Annotated in this window: 16 protein-coding genes and 1 pseudogene; 12 read left to right on the top strand and 5 right to left on the bottom strand. The window is 45.7% G+C overall.

What is annotated here, in order from left to right:
- The first annotated feature begins 24 nt into the window (after nucleotides 1-24).
- Both GVY04_07635 and GVY04_07630 read left to right on the top strand, forming a co-directional pair.
- Entirely contained in the window at nucleotides 25-852 is an 828-nt protein-coding gene (locus GVY04_07635; protein ID NBD16012.1) for an alpha/beta fold hydrolase, read from the top strand.
- A 211-nt stretch (nucleotides 853-1,063) separates the two neighbouring features.
- The gene (locus tag GVY04_07630; protein ID NBD16011.1) at nucleotides 1,064-1,381 is read left to right on the top strand and encodes a DUF3155 domain-containing protein; all 318 of its coding nucleotides are present in this window, start codon (nucleotides 1,064-1,066) and stop codon (nucleotides 1,379-1,381) included.
- 116 nt (nucleotides 1,382-1,497) lie between these two features.
- Here GVY04_07630 and GVY04_07625 read toward each other — a convergent pair whose 3' ends face one another.
- Complete coding sequence (locus tag GVY04_07625) at nucleotides 1,498-2,403, bottom strand: prenyltransferase (GenBank protein NBD16010.1); 906 nt, start codon at nucleotides 2,401-2,403, stop codon at nucleotides 1,498-1,500.
- Nucleotides 2,404-2,749: 346 nt separating this feature from the next.
- Between GVY04_07625 and GVY04_07620 the strand changes: the two genes are divergently transcribed.
- A complete protein-coding gene (locus tag GVY04_07620) occupies nucleotides 2,750-5,869 on the top strand; it encodes a hypothetical protein (GenBank protein NBD16009.1) in 3,120 nt (1,039 codons plus the stop codon).
- A 235-nt stretch (nucleotides 5,870-6,104) separates the two neighbouring features.
- Here the strand turns inward: GVY04_07620 and bchD are convergent, their stop codons facing one another.
- From bchD to GVY04_07600, 4 genes are all read right to left on the bottom strand, one after another.
- On the bottom strand, nucleotides 6,105-8,177 hold the full coding sequence (gene bchD / locus GVY04_07615; GenBank protein ID NBD16008.1) for a magnesium chelatase ATPase subunit D: 2,073 nt from the start codon (nucleotides 8,175-8,177) through the stop codon (nucleotides 6,105-6,107).
- Between the two features lie 48 nt (nucleotides 8,178-8,225).
- The gene (locus tag GVY04_07610; protein ID NBD16007.1) at nucleotides 8,226-9,479 is read right to left on the bottom strand and encodes a bifunctional folylpolyglutamate synthase/dihydrofolate synthase; all 1,254 of its coding nucleotides are present in this window, start codon (nucleotides 9,477-9,479) and stop codon (nucleotides 8,226-8,228) included.
- 530 nt (nucleotides 9,480-10,009) lie between these two features.
- Nucleotides 10,010-10,999, bottom strand: a complete 990-nt coding sequence (gene rbsK / locus GVY04_07605) for a ribokinase (protein ID NBD16006.1) — start codon at nucleotides 10,997-10,999, stop codon at nucleotides 10,010-10,012.
- 71 nt (nucleotides 11,000-11,070) lie between these two features.
- The gene (locus tag GVY04_07600; GenBank protein NBD16005.1) at nucleotides 11,071-11,583 is read right to left on the bottom strand and encodes a hypothetical protein; all 513 of its coding nucleotides are present in this window, start codon (nucleotides 11,581-11,583) and stop codon (nucleotides 11,071-11,073) included.
- A gap of 121 nt (nucleotides 11,584-11,704) precedes the next feature.
- Between GVY04_07600 and GVY04_07595 the strand changes: the two are divergent.
- The 9 genes and pseudogenes from GVY04_07595 to GVY04_07555 all read left to right on the top strand — a co-directional run bounded on the left by GVY04_07595 (nucleotide 11,705) and on the right by GVY04_07555 (nucleotide 18,797).
- Nucleotides 11,705-11,812: pseudogene (locus tag GVY04_07595) on the top strand (helix-turn-helix domain-containing protein).
- 315 nt (nucleotides 11,813-12,127) lie between these two features.
- The gene (locus tag GVY04_07590) at nucleotides 12,128-12,850 is read left to right on the top strand and encodes a TIGR02117 family protein (protein NBD16004.1); all 723 of its coding nucleotides are present in this window, start codon (nucleotides 12,128-12,130) and stop codon (nucleotides 12,848-12,850) included.
- Between the two features lie 343 nt (nucleotides 12,851-13,193).
- On the top strand, nucleotides 13,194-14,165 hold the full coding sequence (locus GVY04_07585; protein ID NBD16003.1) for an iron chelate uptake ABC transporter family permease subunit: 972 nt from the start codon (nucleotides 13,194-13,196) through the stop codon (nucleotides 14,163-14,165).
- Nucleotides 14,166-14,168: 3 nt separating this feature from the next.
- Nucleotides 14,169-15,209, top strand: a complete 1,041-nt coding sequence (locus GVY04_07580) for an iron chelate uptake ABC transporter family permease subunit (protein NBD16002.1) — start codon at nucleotides 14,169-14,171, stop codon at nucleotides 15,207-15,209.
- Between the two features lie 6 nt (nucleotides 15,210-15,215).
- Complete coding sequence (locus GVY04_07575; protein ID NBD16001.1) at nucleotides 15,216-16,007, top strand: ATP-binding cassette domain-containing protein; 792 nt, start codon at nucleotides 15,216-15,218, stop codon at nucleotides 16,005-16,007.
- Between the two features lie 235 nt (nucleotides 16,008-16,242).
- On the top strand, nucleotides 16,243-16,608 hold the full coding sequence (locus GVY04_07570) for a DUF760 domain-containing protein (GenBank protein ID NBD16000.1): 366 nt from the start codon (nucleotides 16,243-16,245) through the stop codon (nucleotides 16,606-16,608).
- 72 nt (nucleotides 16,609-16,680) lie between these two features.
- On the top strand, nucleotides 16,681-17,760 hold the full coding sequence (mutY, locus tag GVY04_07565) for an A/G-specific adenine glycosylase (GenBank protein NBD15999.1): 1,080 nt from the start codon (nucleotides 16,681-16,683) through the stop codon (nucleotides 17,758-17,760).
- Between the two features lie 166 nt (nucleotides 17,761-17,926).
- On the top strand, nucleotides 17,927-18,202 hold the full coding sequence (locus GVY04_07560) for a hypothetical protein (protein NBD15998.1): 276 nt from the start codon (nucleotides 17,927-17,929) through the stop codon (nucleotides 18,200-18,202).
- A gap of 70 nt (nucleotides 18,203-18,272) precedes the next feature.
- Nucleotides 18,273-18,797 carry a DUF1993 family protein gene (locus GVY04_07555; GenBank protein NBD15997.1) on the top strand — a complete coding sequence of 175 codons (525 nt, stop codon included), beginning with the start codon at nucleotides 18,273-18,275 and terminating at the stop codon, nucleotides 18,795-18,797.
- The last annotated feature ends 410 nt before the right edge of the window (nucleotides 18,798-19,207 follow it).

The following is a 19,207-nucleotide window of genomic DNA, read 5'->3' as shown; positions in this document are numbered from 1 at the left end:
GTTGTTCCTTGGCTCAAGTCTCTGATGTATCTGCTCGAAATCGGCGCGATCGCGTATATCCTCGCTTGTTTAGGTTTAGTCCTCGCGCAAAGACGGATTGTTTTTGTTCCCTGTCAGCCGCTTGTCGCGACTCCTGCTGACTACGGTTTACCCTACGAGTCAGTGACAATTCCAGTGGCTTTAGAAGAAAAAATTCATGGCTGGTGGATTCCGGCTCAATCGGCAGAGGCACCGGTGTTACTCTATTTACATGGTAATGGTGGCAATGTCAGCTCCAACCTTCCCCGGGTGCAACGTTACCATGCCATCGGGTTTTCAGTGTTTTTAATTGACTATCGGGGGTATGGCTTGAGCCAAGGGCGGTTTCCCAGTGAGAAACGGGTGTATGAAGATGCAGAAACGGCTTGGCGCTATCTCATCGAACAACGGGGCGTTCCTCCCGACAAGTTATATGTATTTGGCCATTCTTTAGGAGGCGCGATCGCGCTAGAACTAGCGACTCGCCAACCGCACATTCCCGGCTTGGTGATCGAAGGCTCTTTTACCTCTATCCGCGATATGGCAACCCAAGAAAAAGGCTATGGTTGGTTACCGGTTAACTGGCTTCTCACCCAACGCTTTAATTCTCTCCAGAAAGTTTCTGATTTACAAATCCCAATTTTCTTTATCCATGGTACCGATGATCAAGTGGTGCCAGCTTACATGAGCGAAATGCTCTATCAAGCGGCTAGGAGTCGTAAAGCACTCTGGCTAGTCGAAACAGCGCATCATCATGATGTTGCTGCTATTGCTGGCACGGCTTACGAAAAGCGAATTTGGAAATTTTTGATCGAAGAGAACGCTTCCCCCTAAGTAAAAGGATTATTAAGAAAAATTAAAATAAATAACTGAAATGTTGTCATTGTTACCAACTTGATCGCTATATGAGCCTGACCTAGCAAGGCATCAACCTCCTACAAGCCTTAAAACCATAGAGCTTGAAAAATTTGCCAGTTCAACCTATAATTGGCACGAATTTTGTAACTGCCATTACATTTATTAATAAAATTAGGAGGTAACGGACTTGGCAAGAAAACGTAAACGCAAAAGTCGTCGTCGCCAGGAAGGACGAAAAATCCTCTCCTTAGTGCCTCAATATAATATCGAAAGTGGGGAATATAAGCCAGTCACTGCAGCAAGAAAATACATTTCTGCCAAAGGAATTGCTCCTCCTGCTCTTGTTGTCGTCAGACGAAATGAGCATACCACAGATCGGTATTTCTGGGCAGAAAAAGGGCTCTTTGGAGCACAATATGTGGAAGAAAACCACTTTCTCTTCCCCAGTCTGAGAATTGTGCAACCTGAGGAAGAGGAAGCTGTGACAGCAAATAGTCGGGGTTAGTGACCCATCGAAAAGATACTGAAACTATAAGCCGCTGATCTTAACATTTTTCGGCTCAATTTGCAAACAAGTTGGGTCGATTAATTAATTTTTGTCATCACTGTTGAAAGACTTCTTTAACTAATCAACCCATAAATGAGGATGGGAAGAAATAGCAAGCCATCAATAATTAAATCGTAAAATAACAGCGGTGTATTTTCATCAACGGTCCAGATTAAAATAAGCGTTGCACTCGTTGCACTCAAGATTGCCGGATAAAAGGGCAGCATCAAGCTTCCCCCATAGCCAATCACAATGGCTAACATGAGAACATTCATTAAAGTGAGAATCATTCGACTGCCTTGAATACCAACCAGTAAGGGTAAAGTTAATACCCCTTTTTTCGCATCAGATTCTAAATCGCGCACATCAAATAAGTTGGCATTTGACCCTTCAAAAGCGAAGATAAAACAAGTGGTTAATCCGGCTCTGAGATCAAATTCAGTTCCGGCATAAGCTAGAGGAAGCGCGATCGCGGCATAAGTAATAATGGTACAAACAATCCAAGCCTTAGAACCGGGAATATCTTTCAACCGATACCAATGCCACTGTTTTTTTCTCCGAATCGGAAAAATAGGGGCGCCGTAAACCAAAGGAAACACCACAGCTAAACTGACATAACGCACGGCTGTCGGCGCCAACCAAAATAAAGTGAGCACACCAGCAATGGCAACGAAAAGTAACGCTAACAATCCAGAATTGGAGCGAAAATAGGCTTGTGCTTCGGCATTTTGACTCTGTTGCACATAGGCATCAAAAAGACGATCTAGATTGTAAGGAATGAGTGCAACAAGAAATACAAACAGGAGCGGTCGCCAATCGGTTTCTAAGCCCATCATCGCTTGCGCAAATGCGGTTAAGGAAGCTAGTGCGGCAGCTACCCAAACACTTGGATAAATGAATAGTTCAAGAGCGCGTTTGCGAAGCATAGACGGAGTCCAACCGCGCAACCAGTCTCTTTTTTTACTAATATCGAGGGTCATTTGTCAATAGACATGCAAGACAACGCCTCTTAAATGTAACAAAATGTAAAGAAGCTGCAATTGATCCTCTGGGAGAATTGGTAGTAGTCACTCGTTAAAGTTAATTGATAAATCTCCCAAAAGTCTTTTTGCAAGTTGGACCTCGTGAAACGTCAGTTAGTTTTAGATGAAAAGAAGATGAGAACTTTCAGGAGTGAGTGACTCCTAAACCAGGAGCAATAAATTAATTAATTTTGCAATTTCCTGTCAAAATCAGTTAGAGAGAATATAATCAATACAAAATAATTGCTTCTCTGCTTCTTTTTTCTCAAGGAACCCAACCCGCTCCATTATTCTTTTTAAGCCAGTGCAATTTCCCTTTCAATTTCGAGAAAAGTTCAAAAATCATTCTTCACTGCATAATCAGAACCAACAATTCTCTCTAAGAAGTCGAGATTTCTGGCTGCGCTTGCCATTTTTTATGATTATGGTGATTTTAGTGGGAGAAATTGCTAGTCGTTTAGTGGTGAATTGGTTTTGGTTTGAAGAAGTTGATTATTTAGAAGTATGGCTCACCCGATTAAGCATACAACTTGCATTAGGCGTTGGGGTTTTTGGAATTTCAGCCCTATTTTTGTCGGCTAATTTCGCGATCGCGCAAGCCCTCCGTTATCCTCATCCTTCTACTCAGCATTTTCCAAGTGCACCGCCCATGCTGGGGAAAATGACCTTGCGTCGGCTACTGACTATAATTGCGATTATTTCTCTATTAATTAGTTTTATCTTATTGCACTACTTGCAGGTGAGTTTATTTTTTTTGCAAGGATTGCAACTCCCCTTCATTGGTAATGTTTACGAAGTTTCAGGACTTTCAGACAATTATGAAGTGGCTAACTTAAAACCGTTTCTCCCATCTCCCTTCCAACTCCAACTGATTAAGCCACTTTGGGGAAGGATTTGGGAATCGAAATGGCAAATTCTGATCCTGATCGGGATTTTTGCAATTTTGCTGATGAAACTCCGCTTCTGGTTAAAAACCTTTGCAGTTATTATTAGTGCTTTTTTTACGATTATTATTGCTTTAAATTGGGCGCAAGTCCTGCAATTTTTCAACGCCACTCCCTTTGATACAGTTGATCCCCTGTTCCAGAAAAATGTTGGTTTTTATATCTTTAGTTTACCCATTTGGGAACTGCTGGATTTTTGGTTAGGGGGCCTCTTTTTATATGCCTTATTGGCGGTTAGTTTAATTTATCTTTGCTCAGGGAATAGTATTCCTGATGGTAAGTTTCCTGGTTTTTCTTATCCGCAACTGCGCCATTTGTATAGTTTAGGCGGATTGGTGCTATTGACCTTATCCTTACGCCATGGCTTAGCCCGTTATGAACTGCTCTATTCAGAACGAGGCGTGACTTATGGGGCAAGCTACACGGATGTCCAGGTCCAACTTCCCTTAGAAACTTTTTTAACCATTGTGGCAGCAGTGACAGCGGTTTGGCTCTTTGGGCACGCGATCGCGCACTCACAGCGGTTTCGGATCAAAGGGCGTTCCCCTTGGTTTGGCTTAGTGATTTATCTGGGTGCAGTGGTTTGTGGTTGGGCTTTAAGTCCTACGGTACAACAGTTTGAAGTCCTTCCTAATGAACTGGAACGAGAAAAACCCTATCTCGAACGCACCATCCGGATGACACGGGCTGCCTTTGGTTTAGATGAAATTGAAGAAAAACCCTTTGATCCCCAAGGACAGTTAAGTTTTGCAGATATACAGGACAATGGGCAAACGATTGATAATATCCGACTTTGGGATGCGCGCCCATTGCTGCAAACCAACCGTCAATTACAACAGATTCGCTTGTATTACGAATTTGCCGACGCCGATATTGATCGCTACACCCTAACCGTTAATCTGGATGATCCAGACGCTGCCAAACGGAATACAGAACGGCAACAGGTGATTATTGCCCCCCGCGAGTTAGATTACAGTTCCGTTCCTGAACAAGCGCAAACTTGGGTGAATCAACATTTAGTCTACACTCATGGCTATGGCTTTACCCTCTCACCGGTGAATCAAGTGGGAGAAGGAGGATTACCCAAGTATTATGTGAAAGATATTGGTACCGGACAAGAGGAAGAAGCTGGGCAATTGCGAACTGCAAGTCCACAAATTCGAGACAGTATTCCCATTGGGAAACCGAGGATTTATTACGGAGAACTGACCGATAATTATGTGATGACCCGGACTCAACAGCCGGAGTTAGACTATCCCACCGGAGAAGATAATGCCTATAACACTTACGATGGTCGAGGGGGGATTTCGATTGGCAACTGGTGGCGGCGAGGGATCTTTGCCGAATATTTGAAAGATTGGCAGATGTTGTTTACTCAGAATTTTACCCCTGAAACCACCTTACTAATGCGCCGAGATATTGAAGAAAGAGTCCGCGCGATCGCGCCATTTCTGCAGTTTGATGATGATCCTTATCTCGTTGCTGCCAACACCACTACCACTCGACTCAATAGTTCAGAAAACTATCTCCACTGGATCATTGATGCTTATACAATCAGCGACCACTATCCCTATTCCGATCCAGGAAGTTATGGCTTTAACTACATCCGTAACTCAGTAAAAGTCGTCGTCGATGCTTACAACGGTCATGTGGCATTTTATATTGCTAATCCCGATGATCCAATTATTCAAGCGTGGGTAAAAGCCTTTCCCCAACTTTTTAAGCCCCTTGAAGAAATGCCTCTCACCTTGAAAAGTCATATTCGCTATCCAGTGGATTTATTTAAAGTCCAGTCAGAACGACTTTTAATCTATCACATGACCGATGCCCAAGTCTTTTATAACCGAGAAGACCAATGGCAAATTCCTCAAGAAATTTACGCTAACGAAGCGCAAGCCGTTGAACCGTACTACTTAACGATGAAACTGCCCACTGCTGAGAGTGAGGAGTTTATTTTACTCCTGCCCTTTACCCCAACCGAACGGAATAACCTGATTGCTTGGCTTGCTGCTCGTTCTGATGGTGAATTTTATGGGAGACAATTGTTGTATCAGTTCCCAAAACAAAGACTAGTTTATGGGCCGGAACAAATTGAAGCGCTCATTAACCAAGAACCAGTGATTTCACAGCAAATCTCGCTGTGGAATCGACAAGGATCGCGAGCTATCCAAGGCAACTTACTAGTGATTCCCATTGAACAATCTTTATTATACGTGGAACCCGTCTATTTAGAAGCAGAACGAAATAGTTTACCAACCTTGATTCGAGTCATTATGGTATACGAGAATCAGATTGTGATGGCAAAAACACTACAAGGTGCAATTGATGCTATTTTCAAAGGGGAAACAACTGATGAACCGGCAATTATTCGTCCTTTAGAGAATATCCCTGCTGCTCCCGAATTAGAGAATGAGACAGAGTCACTGGAAACAGAGACAGAAACGGAGACGGAGCCGCTAGAAGGTGATATCCAATCTTAACCGGTATCCAAGACTCCTTAGATCATCAACCCAGCCTCTTTATTGATGGATCAGCCTGGGAAGGCAAAAGAGTAATCAAAGCGATCTGCTAAAGAGTAGATGCAGTCAAGCTTGCAGCCCTAAGACCTCGCTGATCATTAGCGCATTTCTGGGGACTTAATTTCATTCGCTGCCCTGCTCTACGAAGAAACCGACCCAGAAATGGAAGAAGAGCGCTGGCAATAACACGAAAATATTATTTCATATCTGCAATGGCTTGTTTTGCCATACCCGCGATCGCGCTGTCCGTTGCTTTGGGCAAGTGGTAATAATTCCCGCCGGCTGCTTTGGCGAGTTCTTTTGCAAAGCCCGTGGAAACAAATTTATTTTCAGTATCGATGACCAGTAATTTCACACCGAGAGCCCGAATTTTACCAGCAATTTCCAGGAGTTCTTCTTTGATATTTGGCTTTTCGTCTTCCGATAAGGGTTCACCCAGCGATCGCGCTAAGGGAATATTTCCTCGTCCATCGGTAATCGCCACTAAGATCACTTGTCCCACATCCCCCGACATTTGCGCATTCATCCCCACATGAACCGCTTGGGTTAAGCCATGGGCCAACGGCGAACCCCCGCCACAGGGTAGTTTTTCGAGGCGATTCCGTGCCATAGAAATGGATCGCGTTGGCGGTAATAATACCTCTGCTTGTTCCCCACGGAAGGGAATGAGTGCTACCTGATCGCGATTTTCATAAGCTTCTGTGAGTAACTGTAAAACCGCGCCTTTTGCGGATTGCATCCGGTTTAATGCCATCGAACCCGACGCATCCACTAAGAAAACGACTAACGCTCCCGCTTGTCGTGCCAAGCGTTTCGAGCGCATATCGCTTTGTTCGACAATTACCTTGCGATGAGGCTGACGCAGCCGTCGTGCCTTCTGATAGGGCGCTGCGGCGCGGAGTGTCGCATCCACAGCAATCCGTTTCACTTTCCCTTTCGGTAGCATCGGTTTGACATAGCGTCCCCGTTCCTCAGAGAAAATTAAACCGCGGCTGCCGGAAGTTCCCTGCTGTTTTGCCATTTGGCTGAAATAAAGCACCGTGGGATCCATAATCACCCCTTCCGCATCAAAGACAAACTCCTCTGGAATTTGCGGGGCTTCTTGTTCTTCGTCATCCTCACCTTCTTCGTCTTGGGAAGAGTCCTCTTGCTGATCTTCAGGCGGTTGTTCCGGTTCTTGTTGATCTTCGGGTGGCGTTTCTCCTTCTGAATCGTCTTCTTGATCTTTATTTTCCGGCGGCGGTGGTGGCGGTTCTTGTTCTTGTTGTTCCGGTGGGCTTTGTGCCACAGTCGAACGCGGGACAATGACTAACTCGACAGCACGGCGTAAATCATCTCCTGTGACTTGGTTACGTCCATCGAGGGCGGCTGCTGCTTTTGCCACTCGCACCGCAAATAATTCCGCCCGATGTCCTTGCACAACCCCACGTACCGCTTCTTCTACTAAATAATTAATCTGTTCTGGTGCAATGGTCACTTCTTTCAACCATTCTCGCGCCAAAATAATATCAGTTCGCAACCCCTCTAAATCTTCTTCGTATTGATCCAGAAAGGCTTGTTGGGAGTTGGCAAACCCAATGGCTTGTTCCACCGCTTGCACCCGCTGATCGAGGGCTAATACCCCATCAGCAGAAAGGGTAATCGCAATGCGGTCTAATAAATGTTCTCGTAGCGGTTTTTCTTCCGGGTTATAGGTGGCAATCAACAGCGGTTGACAGGGATGTTGAAAGCTAATTCCTTCCCGTTCAATGACATTACGCCCTTCACTCAGCACGGAGAGCAACTGGTTGGCAATTTGGTCATCAAGGAGATTAATTTCATCAACGTAGAGGACTCCCCGATGGGCTTGTGCCAGCAGTCCCGGTTGAAAAACGGTTTTCCCTTCTTTAACAGACTTCTCGACATCCACAGACCCGAGTAAACGGTCTTCAGTTACGCCTAACGGAATTTGCACAAACGGCGCACGAATGACTTCAGTAGGAATCTCTGTCGTATCCCCATACTGGGCAAAAGTTTCATCATCCCATTCTTCTGGGTTTTCGGGATCACAATTAGATATTGACCCTTTGACAATTTCAAAGGGGGGTAACAGGGAATGAATCGCTCGCGCCATCACTGATTTAGCAGTGCCTCGTTTACCAGAAATTGCAATACCGCCGAGTTTGGGGTCAACGGCACTGAGAAGCAATGCCAATTTAATTGCTTCTTGTCCGACCACAGCGGTTAAAGGAAAAGTAGGATTAGTAAGAGACGTTGTTGAAGTAGCCATAGTGTCTATTTTGACAAATTTAACCCTGTTTGTTAAGTATTTTTTACATTAAGAATTGTACGTTTCATCTTGAGTATGAGGGATTGTTCCTAAAAAATAACCGACTAAATATAAAGAGCCACAAAGAATGGTTGTTGGTGGTTTAGGGTCTGCTGCCACTTTTTCTAAAGCGGTTTCTAAATCCCGACAGGGGAAACATTGTTCTACTGCCTGTTGCATCCGACAGAGGTCTTCCGGTGACGTTGTTTGATGATCGGGAACGGGAACCGTGTATAGGGTGTCATGGGGACGCAGAAGAATCGTTAAGATTTTTTCCTGTTCTTTCGTCGCTAAAATCCCCATAATCCAAGTGACAGGCTGCGGTAAGGTATCCACATAGTCTCGCAAGCCTTGTGCTGCTGCGGGGTTATGTGCTCCATCAAGGAGGAGAGAGCGATTCTGCCAAGTGACCCATTGCAATCGTCCTAACCAGCGGGTTTTTCTGATTCCTTGCTCAATGGCTGCATCAGAAATGTTCCAGCCTTGTTGTTGCAAATATTGTAAAGTTGCAACGGCAACGGCAGAATTAGTCAGTTGGACAGTTCCCGATAACGGTAAGGGATAAGTTAAACTTTGATACGTTGCGCGATCTAATCGTTCAGAAACCGGTGTTGCGGGTTGAACCCAAGTCGTCGGACAGTGCAATTCCTGAGCTCGTTCTTGAATTACGGTTGCGGCTTCTGCTTCCTGTGGCGCAATAAAGGCAGGACAATGAGACTTGAGAACGCCTGCTTTTTCCCTTGCAATTTTGCCAACGGTATCTCCTAGAACTTGCCAATGTTCGCGACTAATGGGGGTAATAATCGATGCCAGCACTTGCTCTTTCACATTTGTCGCATCTAAACGTCCGCCTAGCCCCACTTCCATGACAGCAACATCAACCTTTTGCTGTGCAAAGTAAAGCCAAGCGGCTGCGGTAACTACTTCAAATAAGGTGGGGTGATCTTCCTCGCCAATCGCTGCTTTCACTCTTTCTAAAACAGCAAGAAAATCGGCTTCCGAAATGGGTGCTTCATTCAAACAGATGCGTTCGGTCCAATTAACTAAATGGGGAGAAGTGTAGCGTCCCACGCGATATCCTGCTGTGGTTAAAACGGACGATAAATAAGCACAGACTGAACCTTTCCCATTGGTTCCCGCAACATGGATTAAAGGAACACTCGTTTCGGGATTGCCCAGTTGAGTCAATAATTTTTCAATACGAGTTAATCCGAGATTAACGCCAAAGCGTTGAAAGGCAGCTAAAAATTGATCGATTTTCATCCTGTTTGTTCTAAGCGATATAGCAGATAATTATCCTAACAGTGATTGCCTCTGGGCATGAATTTGGCGTCAATCGCGCCTCAAACACCTGATCCAATGAGTTGTTTGAAGACTCTGGTTTGGCTTCTCCCCTTTGCGCAATGAGATTAATCGTAATTCACCGTTAGCGGAAGAGTCAGAGGAAATTGATCACAAGATCATTAATTGCGTTTTAGGACTTCACTAAGGATGAGGAGTAATATCAAATTAGTAAATGTTTGCTACAAATTGAGCGGGGAGAGGGGGAGATAAGTAGAGGGGGGTGAGGGTATTTCTCTTTAATCCCTGTTTCACATGACTTAATCCTGGATCGTCGTCGATCTCATCAAGCCACTCGAGATGAGTTTCTACCTCTGGTGAGGATTCAGCAAAGTTTCCATGAGCTGAGGTTGTCAGAACATAAACATTGCTTGTCTATGTTTATGCTACAGCGGTGCTGTCAAAGTGGGCAAGTGGGAAAATTCCATAAAAGGAGTAGTCATACGCCTGGCTCATCCCTGGGAATGAAAATTGACAGGGGAATAGTGACCCGCTTGTGGCAATTGCCAACCGACACGCTCACCTAAAAATTTATATAATCTTTCATAATCAGGTAATGCCGATTGGGCTCCGGCTTGCGTTACTGTCAAAGCACCAGCAGCAGAGCCGCAAATAATGGAGCGTTGGAGATTCATGCCTTGAGATAAGGCTACGGCTAAACCCCCATTAAAGGCATCGCCAGCAGCAACGCTATCGATAATAGGTTCAACCAGATCAAAGGCTGGGACAAAAAAGCTTTCTTCACCGTGGGCACAATACACACCTTGTTTGCCCAAGGTAATCATAACGGTATTAACGCCTTGGCTTTGTAAGTAAGTGGCGGCTTGTTGGGCTGATTCTGTATCAGTGACGGGAAATCCCACTAAAGCTTCTGCTTCTAAAGCATTGGGCGTAATAATATCGAGATTGCTATATAGGGTGAACGGTAATTCTTGGGCAGGTGCCGGGTCTAAAATGACTGTAATCCCCAAAGATTTAGCGATTTCAGCAGCAGCTCCCACAACCGCGATCGGGATTTCTAGCTGCATCAATAAAAATGTCGCTCCCTCTAAGTGAGAGCGTAGCCGTTCTACATCAGTTTCATCTAAGTTACCGTTTGCTTCAGGAATTGCAATAATTTGATTTTCTCCGTCATCATTAACGGTAATCATGGCAACCCCAGTATGAGCGGATTCATCAACCAGAACCCCTGTGGTGTCAACGTTATTAGCTTGTAAAGAGTACAGGAGGGTATCACCGAAGCTATCTTTGCCCACGCGCCCCACCAGATGACAAGGAATCCCTAACCGAGACACCGCGATCGCCTGATTCGCTCCTTTACCACCGGGAATCATTGTAAAATGTTCTCCGGTAATGGTTTCTCCAGGTACAGGCCAATGGGAAGTCTTGGCTAAAAGGTCCATATTGAGGCTGCCAAAGACAACGATATGAGATTGCTTCATCGTTCGATTTGAGTTTTATCTAGCGTCCTGAGAAGACTCCCGTCATAATCTTTGATTTGACGGGATGAGGTTCAATGAGAATAGTAAGATGTCTCTGATGATTGCTCAGGAGGAAAGTTAGGGGAATTTTGTTCTGTCATTTCCAAACGAGCACGAATACTATCGAGGGTATTGTCTTTTTGTAAACGATTGGAAATAGCACTGAGACGCTCTTGGTTGTTTACGGGAAGATGGGGAAAGGGTAATTCGTCATCGGGCCAATTGTCGAGATCGATACAAGGACAAGCACCCGTTTTGACGCCGGAATTTTTCAGCGGAATCGGCATTTGACAACGAGCGCAAGGTTCAACGTCCCAATCAGAAGTGAGTAATTCTTCCACCGTTTGATCCGTACCTTGGAGATAACAATAGCCACTATGAGGCGAGAGAATTTCTTGCCAACAGCGTTCAAATTCTGAGGAAAATTGATCGCGTTGTAACACTGATGCCGGTTTTCTTACATCTTGACCATTATTGACATAGACTTTCTTCCCTACCAAAAACCAGTAGGCAAGATATTGTTTGACTTGTTCTTGCGATGCCATCTTCAAGACTCCCAATTTAGCAAACAGGCTGATTCATCTGACGACTACAGACCTAGGGCTTAGTCGTAGGATTCTCAGCCCATGTTTGATTATAATTTATAGTGTTGCTATATTTGCTCTAATGTTAAAGGCAGTCAAGGTAAGACTTTATCCCAATTCCCAACAGAAGCAGTTGTTGGAACAGTCATTCGGCAACTGCCGTTGGCTGTGGAATCATTGTTTGAACGTAACTGCCGAGGTACTTGAATGTGAACTAGCCACTTCTAATCGCTAATGCGATGTCGAAGGGGCTTCCTACCCAACAGACATTCATTGGGAACAGTCAGATCTGTTCCTCTCGAACGTGTGAGCGCCCCTGATTGGCGTGCGTTGTGCTAAGGGGAATGATTGAGGTGAACTAAGATCGAACTAGAGGCTAGAGAATGATGCAGTGAAGGCAAATCTGTCGTCATTTCTCCTAAACCTCCATAACTTGACGATGCCAGTGAGGAGAGCACTGAAATTTAATCGGTTGCCAACGGGTAATGTCCGGGAAGGAGGCTCCATGAGAAAACTAAGGCGAGAGGCTTCTCAACCATTTTCACCTCGCAAAAGCAGCTCTCATTTTTTGCAACGCGGTCTGTATGTCATCTCTGTGTCCCTTGTTTCTTACCTCTTGCTCCTTCTGCTAGGATTAATCCCTGTTAACAACGATTTTGAACCCGATCAAGAGGGAATTGAGGTTCGGTTCAGTTCAGGTGCCATTCATGCCGACATTATCCTGCCCCTTGCCACTGAAACCATAGACTGGCGTGAACACCTTCCGGCAGAGAGCTTCGCTAGCGGTACCAGCCAAGCCGCATTAATCGCGATCAGTTGGGGTGACAAAGACTTCTTAATCGAAACCCGAACCGGGTTAGACTGGAGGCTCTTGACCACGTTGAAAGCCTTGTTCTGGCCGTCAGAAGCCTGCCTCCAGGTTTCCCTGACAACTGCTGAGTCTCTCCCAGACAGCACGAAGACAGTGAGGCTCTCAGTAGCGCAGTATGAACAGTTAGTTGAATTTATCAACCAAAGTTTTCGTCACGACAAAGCGGGAAGAAAATTGCCAATTCGCTCGGCTGCACCTGGGCAGAATGAGGCGTTCTTTGAGGCACACGGTACCTATCACGGCTTCAATACCTGCAACTGCTGGGTGGGAAGGGCTATGCAAGCGAGTGGCATCCAAACAGGGTGGTTTACGCCATTACCCAAAACCATGTTTCTCTATCTCCCCAATGAGGAATGAAGTCCCAATCGAATTTTTCCAATCAAGGCCTCCCCAGCATGTACTATCTGTCTATCTGTGCTGCTACCTGATGCAACCTAGTCGTAACACTGGTTAGAGACATTACGCTTAACTTGAGTGATCTGTTTCTAATTGATACCGATCACTCCATTTCCTGGGCAGGGTGCAGCAACTGTCAAATACTTGAAAAATATTCTTAAGACATCTAAGATATTGGATTACTGGCTTAATTCAAAATTCACCGACAATTGAGTCGAAGCAAAGTTTCCCCAGACTCTCAGCTCTTGTGAAAGAAAAACGTGATCATTACCCAACCTCCTTTAAACGACAATTCTTCTCGCCAATGAGTGTCGCAGTAGCGGTTATGATTCTCCTGATCTGTCTGGTGAGTAATCTTGCCTTTGGTGCTGCTAATATTCCCCTGGAAGAGGTAACCCGCGCTTTTATTGCCAATGAAGGGTCCACCGAGCATCTAATTATCCGCACTGTCCGTCTGCCGCGATCGCTGATTGCCATGTTTGTCGGGGCAGCGCTTGCCGTCTCGGGCGCGATTATGCAGGGGATAACCGGCAATCCACTCGCCTCTCCCACCCTTTTAGGAGTGAATGCGGGCGCTTCGTTAGCGGTTGTCGTCACGACCTTTGTTCTCAAGGGAGTAGGACTCAGCCTGTATGTCTGGTTTGCTTTTTTTGGGGCAGCAGCAACCGCAGTGACCGTTTATTTTTTAGGATCGCGAGGGCGTGGCGGGTTAACGCGGGTTAAGCTGATCCTTGCTGGGGCTGCTTTGACAGCATTTTTAAATTCTCTCACCAGTGGCATTTTAATTATCTCTCAGCAAACTTTAGATCAAATTCGGTTTTGGTTAGCCGGTTCTCTTGCCGGGCGCGATCTGGAACTGTTTTGGCAGGTTTTGCCCTACTTCAGCCTTGGCTTGTTACTGGCTTTTGCCTTGGGCAGACAACTCACCATGTTATCCCTTGGGGAAGATGTGGCAAAAGGGTTGGGACAGCAAACGGTTTTGGTCAAGATCATGGCAGCAGTGAGTGTGGTTTTGCTGGCAGGGTCTAGCGTTGCGATCGCGGGCCCCATTACTTTTATTGGCTTGGTTATTCCTCACATCACCCGCACCTTGATTGGGGTTGATTATCGTTGGCTATTGCCTTATGCTGCAATTTTTGGGTCAATTTTGCTGTTATTAGCAGATTTATGCGCCCGTTTAGTTTTTCAACCGCAAGAAATCCCGGTGGGGTTAGTGATGCCTTTGCTTGGCGCGCCTTTTTTCATTCATCTGGTCCGATCGCGCGTGAAACATTAAGTTATGAAATCTCCCTGGTTGGTCATCCGTTTGCAAAACGTTCCGCTTTCCTTTCGCGTTAATCGACGCGTGCCAACAGTATTAATCATTTTAGCGCTCATCACCTTACTGGCAATGGTTCTCAGTGTCAGCTATGGAGAATATCCCGTTCCTCCCTTAGCAACCGTGAAGACCATTCTGGGTCTGGACAGTGCTAACAGTGATTATGGATTTATTATCCGCACCTTACGATTACCCCGTACCTTGGTCGCTTTTTGTGTGGGCGTGGGACTTGCAATCGCGGGAAGTATTAGTCAAGGCATCACCCGCAATCCGCTCGCTGCCCCCGAGATTATTGGGGTCAATGCGGGGGCTTCTCTGGCTGCGGTTGCGCTATTAGTGCTCTTCCCCGCCACTCCCGTTTCCCTCTTGCCAGTGGTAGCCTTTACCGGGGGATTAACGGTTGCTATCCTGATTTATCTTTTAGCGTGGAAAGGAGGCAGTTCTCCCATCCGATTAATTCTCGTTGGCATCGGATTCAGCCTCATCGCATCTGCCCTCACCAATCTCATGATCACCTTTGGCAATATCAACAATGTTTCGCAAGCGCTGGTTTGGTTAACCGGCAGCGTTTATGGACGTAGTTGGGAACAGCTGTTCACCCTCCTCCCTTGGCTGGTTGTTTTTAGTTTGTTGGCGCTGGCAATGGCGAGAGAACTGAATGCCCTGAGTCTGGGGGATGAAGTGGCACGGGGATTAGGGAGCGCAATCGAGTGGCGGCGGGGAATCCTGCTTGTAACCAGTGTTGCCTTGGCTAGCGCTTCCGTTGCCACCGCAGGCGGAATTGGGTTTGTGGGCTTAATGGCGCCTCATCTCTCCCGTCTGTTAGTTGGGGGAACCCACGAAGGACAACTGCCCACAGCAGCAATGATGGGAGGAATGCTGGTTGTCATTGCCGATTTGCTGGGACGGATGTTGTTCCCTCCGATAGAACTGCCGTGCGGCGTGATTACGGCAGCAGTGGGTGCTCCTTTTTTCGTTTATTTACTGATTCGCAAACGTTAGAAAACCATGAACCGACTGGAAACGCAACACCTTACGCTCGGCTATGATGGCACACCCATTATTCAAGATTTATATTTAGGGATTCCCTCGGAAAAAATTACAACCCTAGTCGGTCCCAATGGCTGCGGAAAATCAACCTTGCTGCGAGGGCTGGCGCGATTGTTGAAACCCCATCGCGGAGCCGTTTATTTGGATGGAACAGACATTGTCAAACGTTCCACTAAGGAAGTCGCCAAGCGTTTGGGAATTTTGCCGCAAAGCCCGATCGCGCCAGAAGGCTTAACAGTGCGAGATTTAGTAGCCCAGGGACGATATCCCCACCAAAACTGGCTCCAGCAATGGTCAAAAGAAGATGAAACGATGGTCAATTGGGCACTAGACTTATCAGGGATGACCGAATTGGCAGAACGTCCTTTAGATAATCTCTCTGGCGGACAACGACAACGGGCTTGGGTGGCAATGGCGCTGGCTCAAAATACAGAAATTTTGCTGTTGGATGAACCGACAACATTTTTAGATTTAGCCCACCAAATCGAAATTTTAGATTTACTGACTGAACTCAACGAAACGCAAAGGAGAACGATTGTGATGGTTTTGCATGACTTGAATCAAGCTGCCCGTTATGCCGATCATTTAGTTGTTATTGAGCAGGGTCAGATTTACGATCAGGGAACGCCAGGGCAAGTGATGACCCAAACAATGGTTGCCAAAGTTTTCGGGGTGGAGTCACGCATTGTTCCCGATCCGGTAGTCGGAACTCCCATGTGTGTTCCGCTGAGTCGTCGCGTCAAACAATAATGTCAACCTTATATGATGAGCTTTGATGAACCATTTAAAATGAGATAAATCTCCCCTTAATCGAAGATTCTAATGAGTAAAGGGTCGAAAAATCCGACTCTAGGAGGTACGGTTTCACAGACGGCAAAAAACAAAGAAATTGTTAAGGTAGGGGTTAGAAGATGACATTAAGGCTAATAACACACTTTCTTGATTGAAGTTAAATCAATCAAGGGACCTAGAAGGAGAATCAAATATGATGAATCATAGCCAACAGCATCAAAATTCTGAGTTTTTTGAAAACGGTGTAGAGGGAAATAATCATCTTTGGCACTATGTCCAATCATTGAACCCAGAAGTAGTAGAACAGTTGTCTCATCCCCAGTCTCAAGAAGTATTTCAGGTGATGGAACGGAATGTTGTCGGGCTTTTGGGGGGACTTCCTTCCGAACAGTTTAATGTTAGTATTACCACGAGTCGGGAACACTTAGGACGACTACTTGCTTCAGCGATGATGAGTGGCTATTTCCTGCGCAATGCCGAACAACGGATGAACTTTGAAAAATCGTTACAGGCTACTGAGTACAGTTCGTCCTTCAATCAATCCAATGATGCTCAATAAAACTGTAATCATTTCTTGTCCTAGCTCTAAGCTCGTTCCCGACGAGCTTTATTTTTTGTTAGTAATCAGAGGATGTTAACGCAAAGGGAAGTTAAAACGTTGCAGCGATCGCTGCGAGAATGGTATCAAACTCAAGGTCGATATTTACCTTGGCGTGAAACTAGCGATCCTTATAAAATTTGGGTTGCAGAAATTATGTTGCAGCAAACCCAAGTCAAAACCGTTATTCCCTACTATTACCGTTGGCTAGAAACGTTCCCTGACCTCTCCACCCTTGCTGAAAGTTCACTACAAACGGTCCTCAAACAGTGGGAAGGGTTAGGCTATTATGCCAGAGCTCGCAATTTACACCGGGCTGCACAAATCATCGTTAACGACTACAACGGTATTTTTCCTCAGCAATTGGCTGATGTTCTGCATTTACCCGGAATTGGACGCACTACAGCCGGTGGGATCCTCAGTGCTGCTTTTAATCAACCCTTATCCATTCTCGATGGCAATGTCAAGCGAGTCTTAGCAAGGTTAATTGCGTTAGACACACCGCCGAAAAAGGCAATTAACCAATTATGGGAATTATCGGATCAATTACTCGATCAAAATCATCCCAGAGATTATAATCAAGCACTGATGGACTTAGGGGCAACCCTTTGTACGCCAAAACAACCCAGTTGTTTGCTCTGCCCGTGGCGTAATTCCTGTCAAGCCTTTCAACACAACTTACAAACTGAAATCCCTATGCGTACTCCCTCCTCTCCTCTTCCTCATAAACAAATTGGCGTTGCTGTCATCTGGAATCAGCAAGGAGAAATCTTGATTGATCGCCGTTTGCAAGAAGGATTACTAGGGGGCTTATGGGAATTCCCCGGCGGTAAGATTGAAGAACAAGAGACAATTCCGGCTTGTATTGAACGGGAAATTAAAGAAGAATTAGGGATTACTGTCGAAGTGGGAGACCATCTGATTACGATTAATCATGCTTACACCCACTTCCGAGTGACGTTGTACGTCCACCATTGTCGTTACTTGTCAGGAGACCCTCAACCCATCGAGTGTGACGAAATCCGCTGGGTGAAACCGGAAAAATTATCCGAGTTTCCGTTTCCCAAAGCGAATACGAGAATTATCGAGGCGATTACGAGCCAAATTCGTTAGCATTGCTAATGTCTTTACGCCGCCGTTTATATTATAACTATTTGGTACGATCTCCAGAAAAAGTCAGGACATCATCGACGAATATACTGAAAGTTTTTTGATATCATTGGTGACTGGAGTAATGATGATGCAGTCTTGCTTGCTGCTCAATCGTTTGCCCGTCTAGATGCAGAAGAGGAGGCGGATGGGGTCCCCTGCATTGAGCCCTCATCGGTCTGGTTTTTCCGGCGTCACCTTAGCTCACAATACCAGATCCAAAGCTGAAGTAGACACAGTGTTGGAACTAGCCAAGAAAGCTGGCGGTAAAATTGAAAAGGCAGCTCAAGATGTCTTTTGGGGCGGTTACAGCGGCTATTTTTCTGATCCTGACGGTCATCTCTGGGAAGTCGCCTCTGCTGAGAGCTGGGAATTCAATGAAGACGGTAGCTTAGTTATTGAGTAACCTTACCTTCTTCACCCTTGCCCTTGACTTGGGCTGTTAAGCCTCACCAATTGGATTCAGGCAAAATTCTATGGAAAAGCAGAAAATTTCAGCATTGCAGAATATCTTCAGTTCCAGGCTCGATACGTTGAGTCATCTCTTAGAAGTAGCGGAGAGTCATTTCGGAGACGAGGCGGAGTCCCTATTACAGCGCCGTATCGCACCCGATATGTTTCCTTTCGGCACCCAGATCGCATTTACTTGCAATCAGCCCCGCAACTTTGCCCTGTGGTGTCTGGGACAGCCGGCGGATAATTTGAATCCTGATGTCGGCTCTTTCGCTGAGGCTCAGAGCGATATTTCATCGACGAAGGAGTTGGTGGCAAGTATCAATGTTACTGATGCTAAGCTTCACCAGAGCCATCGACTCGATCTTGGACAAGGGCTGTATGCAGAATTATCCGGACTTGCCTACGTCGATGATTTTTTAATGCCCAATTTTTATTTCCACCTAACCACAGCGTATGACATCATGCGCATGGCAGGAGCACCCATTGGCAAGCGCGATTTCATGATGCATTTAGTGCCTTTCGTCAAGCAGGAAGCTGACGTCTAAAACAGCCATTCAAGACGTGGCAAGTGCCTTGCGCCGGCACGTCGATATTCATTACTATAATGCTAACTGTATCGGTTAATCATTACTATGTCAGATCACCGTTTTTTGACTGTTGTTGAGTAACCGACTGTATGATGGAAATCGAGCCCCCGCCAGATCAGTACACTCAAGTAGATTCTATTGTACAGATAACGTTTTCAAAAACTAAAAGATTGGGAAGAGCGATCGAATCTTCGATTCGGTGACCCTTCGGGTCAATCGCGCAACGCCCTTTCAAAACAGTCAATTAATCTCTGGATCAAAATTTGAGACAAATGCTTCTAACCATTCCTTTATCTACCCTAGAATTAACAAATGATCTAGTTAAGAAGGCTTTAGAATCGATTCAGGGGATTGATCTCAAAGACTGG

This window comes from Cyanobacteria bacterium GSL.Bin1 (genome assembly GCA_009909085.1).
Classification (GTDB): Bacteria; Cyanobacteriota; Cyanobacteriia; order Cyanobacteriales; family Rubidibacteraceae; genus Halothece.
This window is presented reverse-complemented; position numbering and strand designations above follow the sequence as displayed.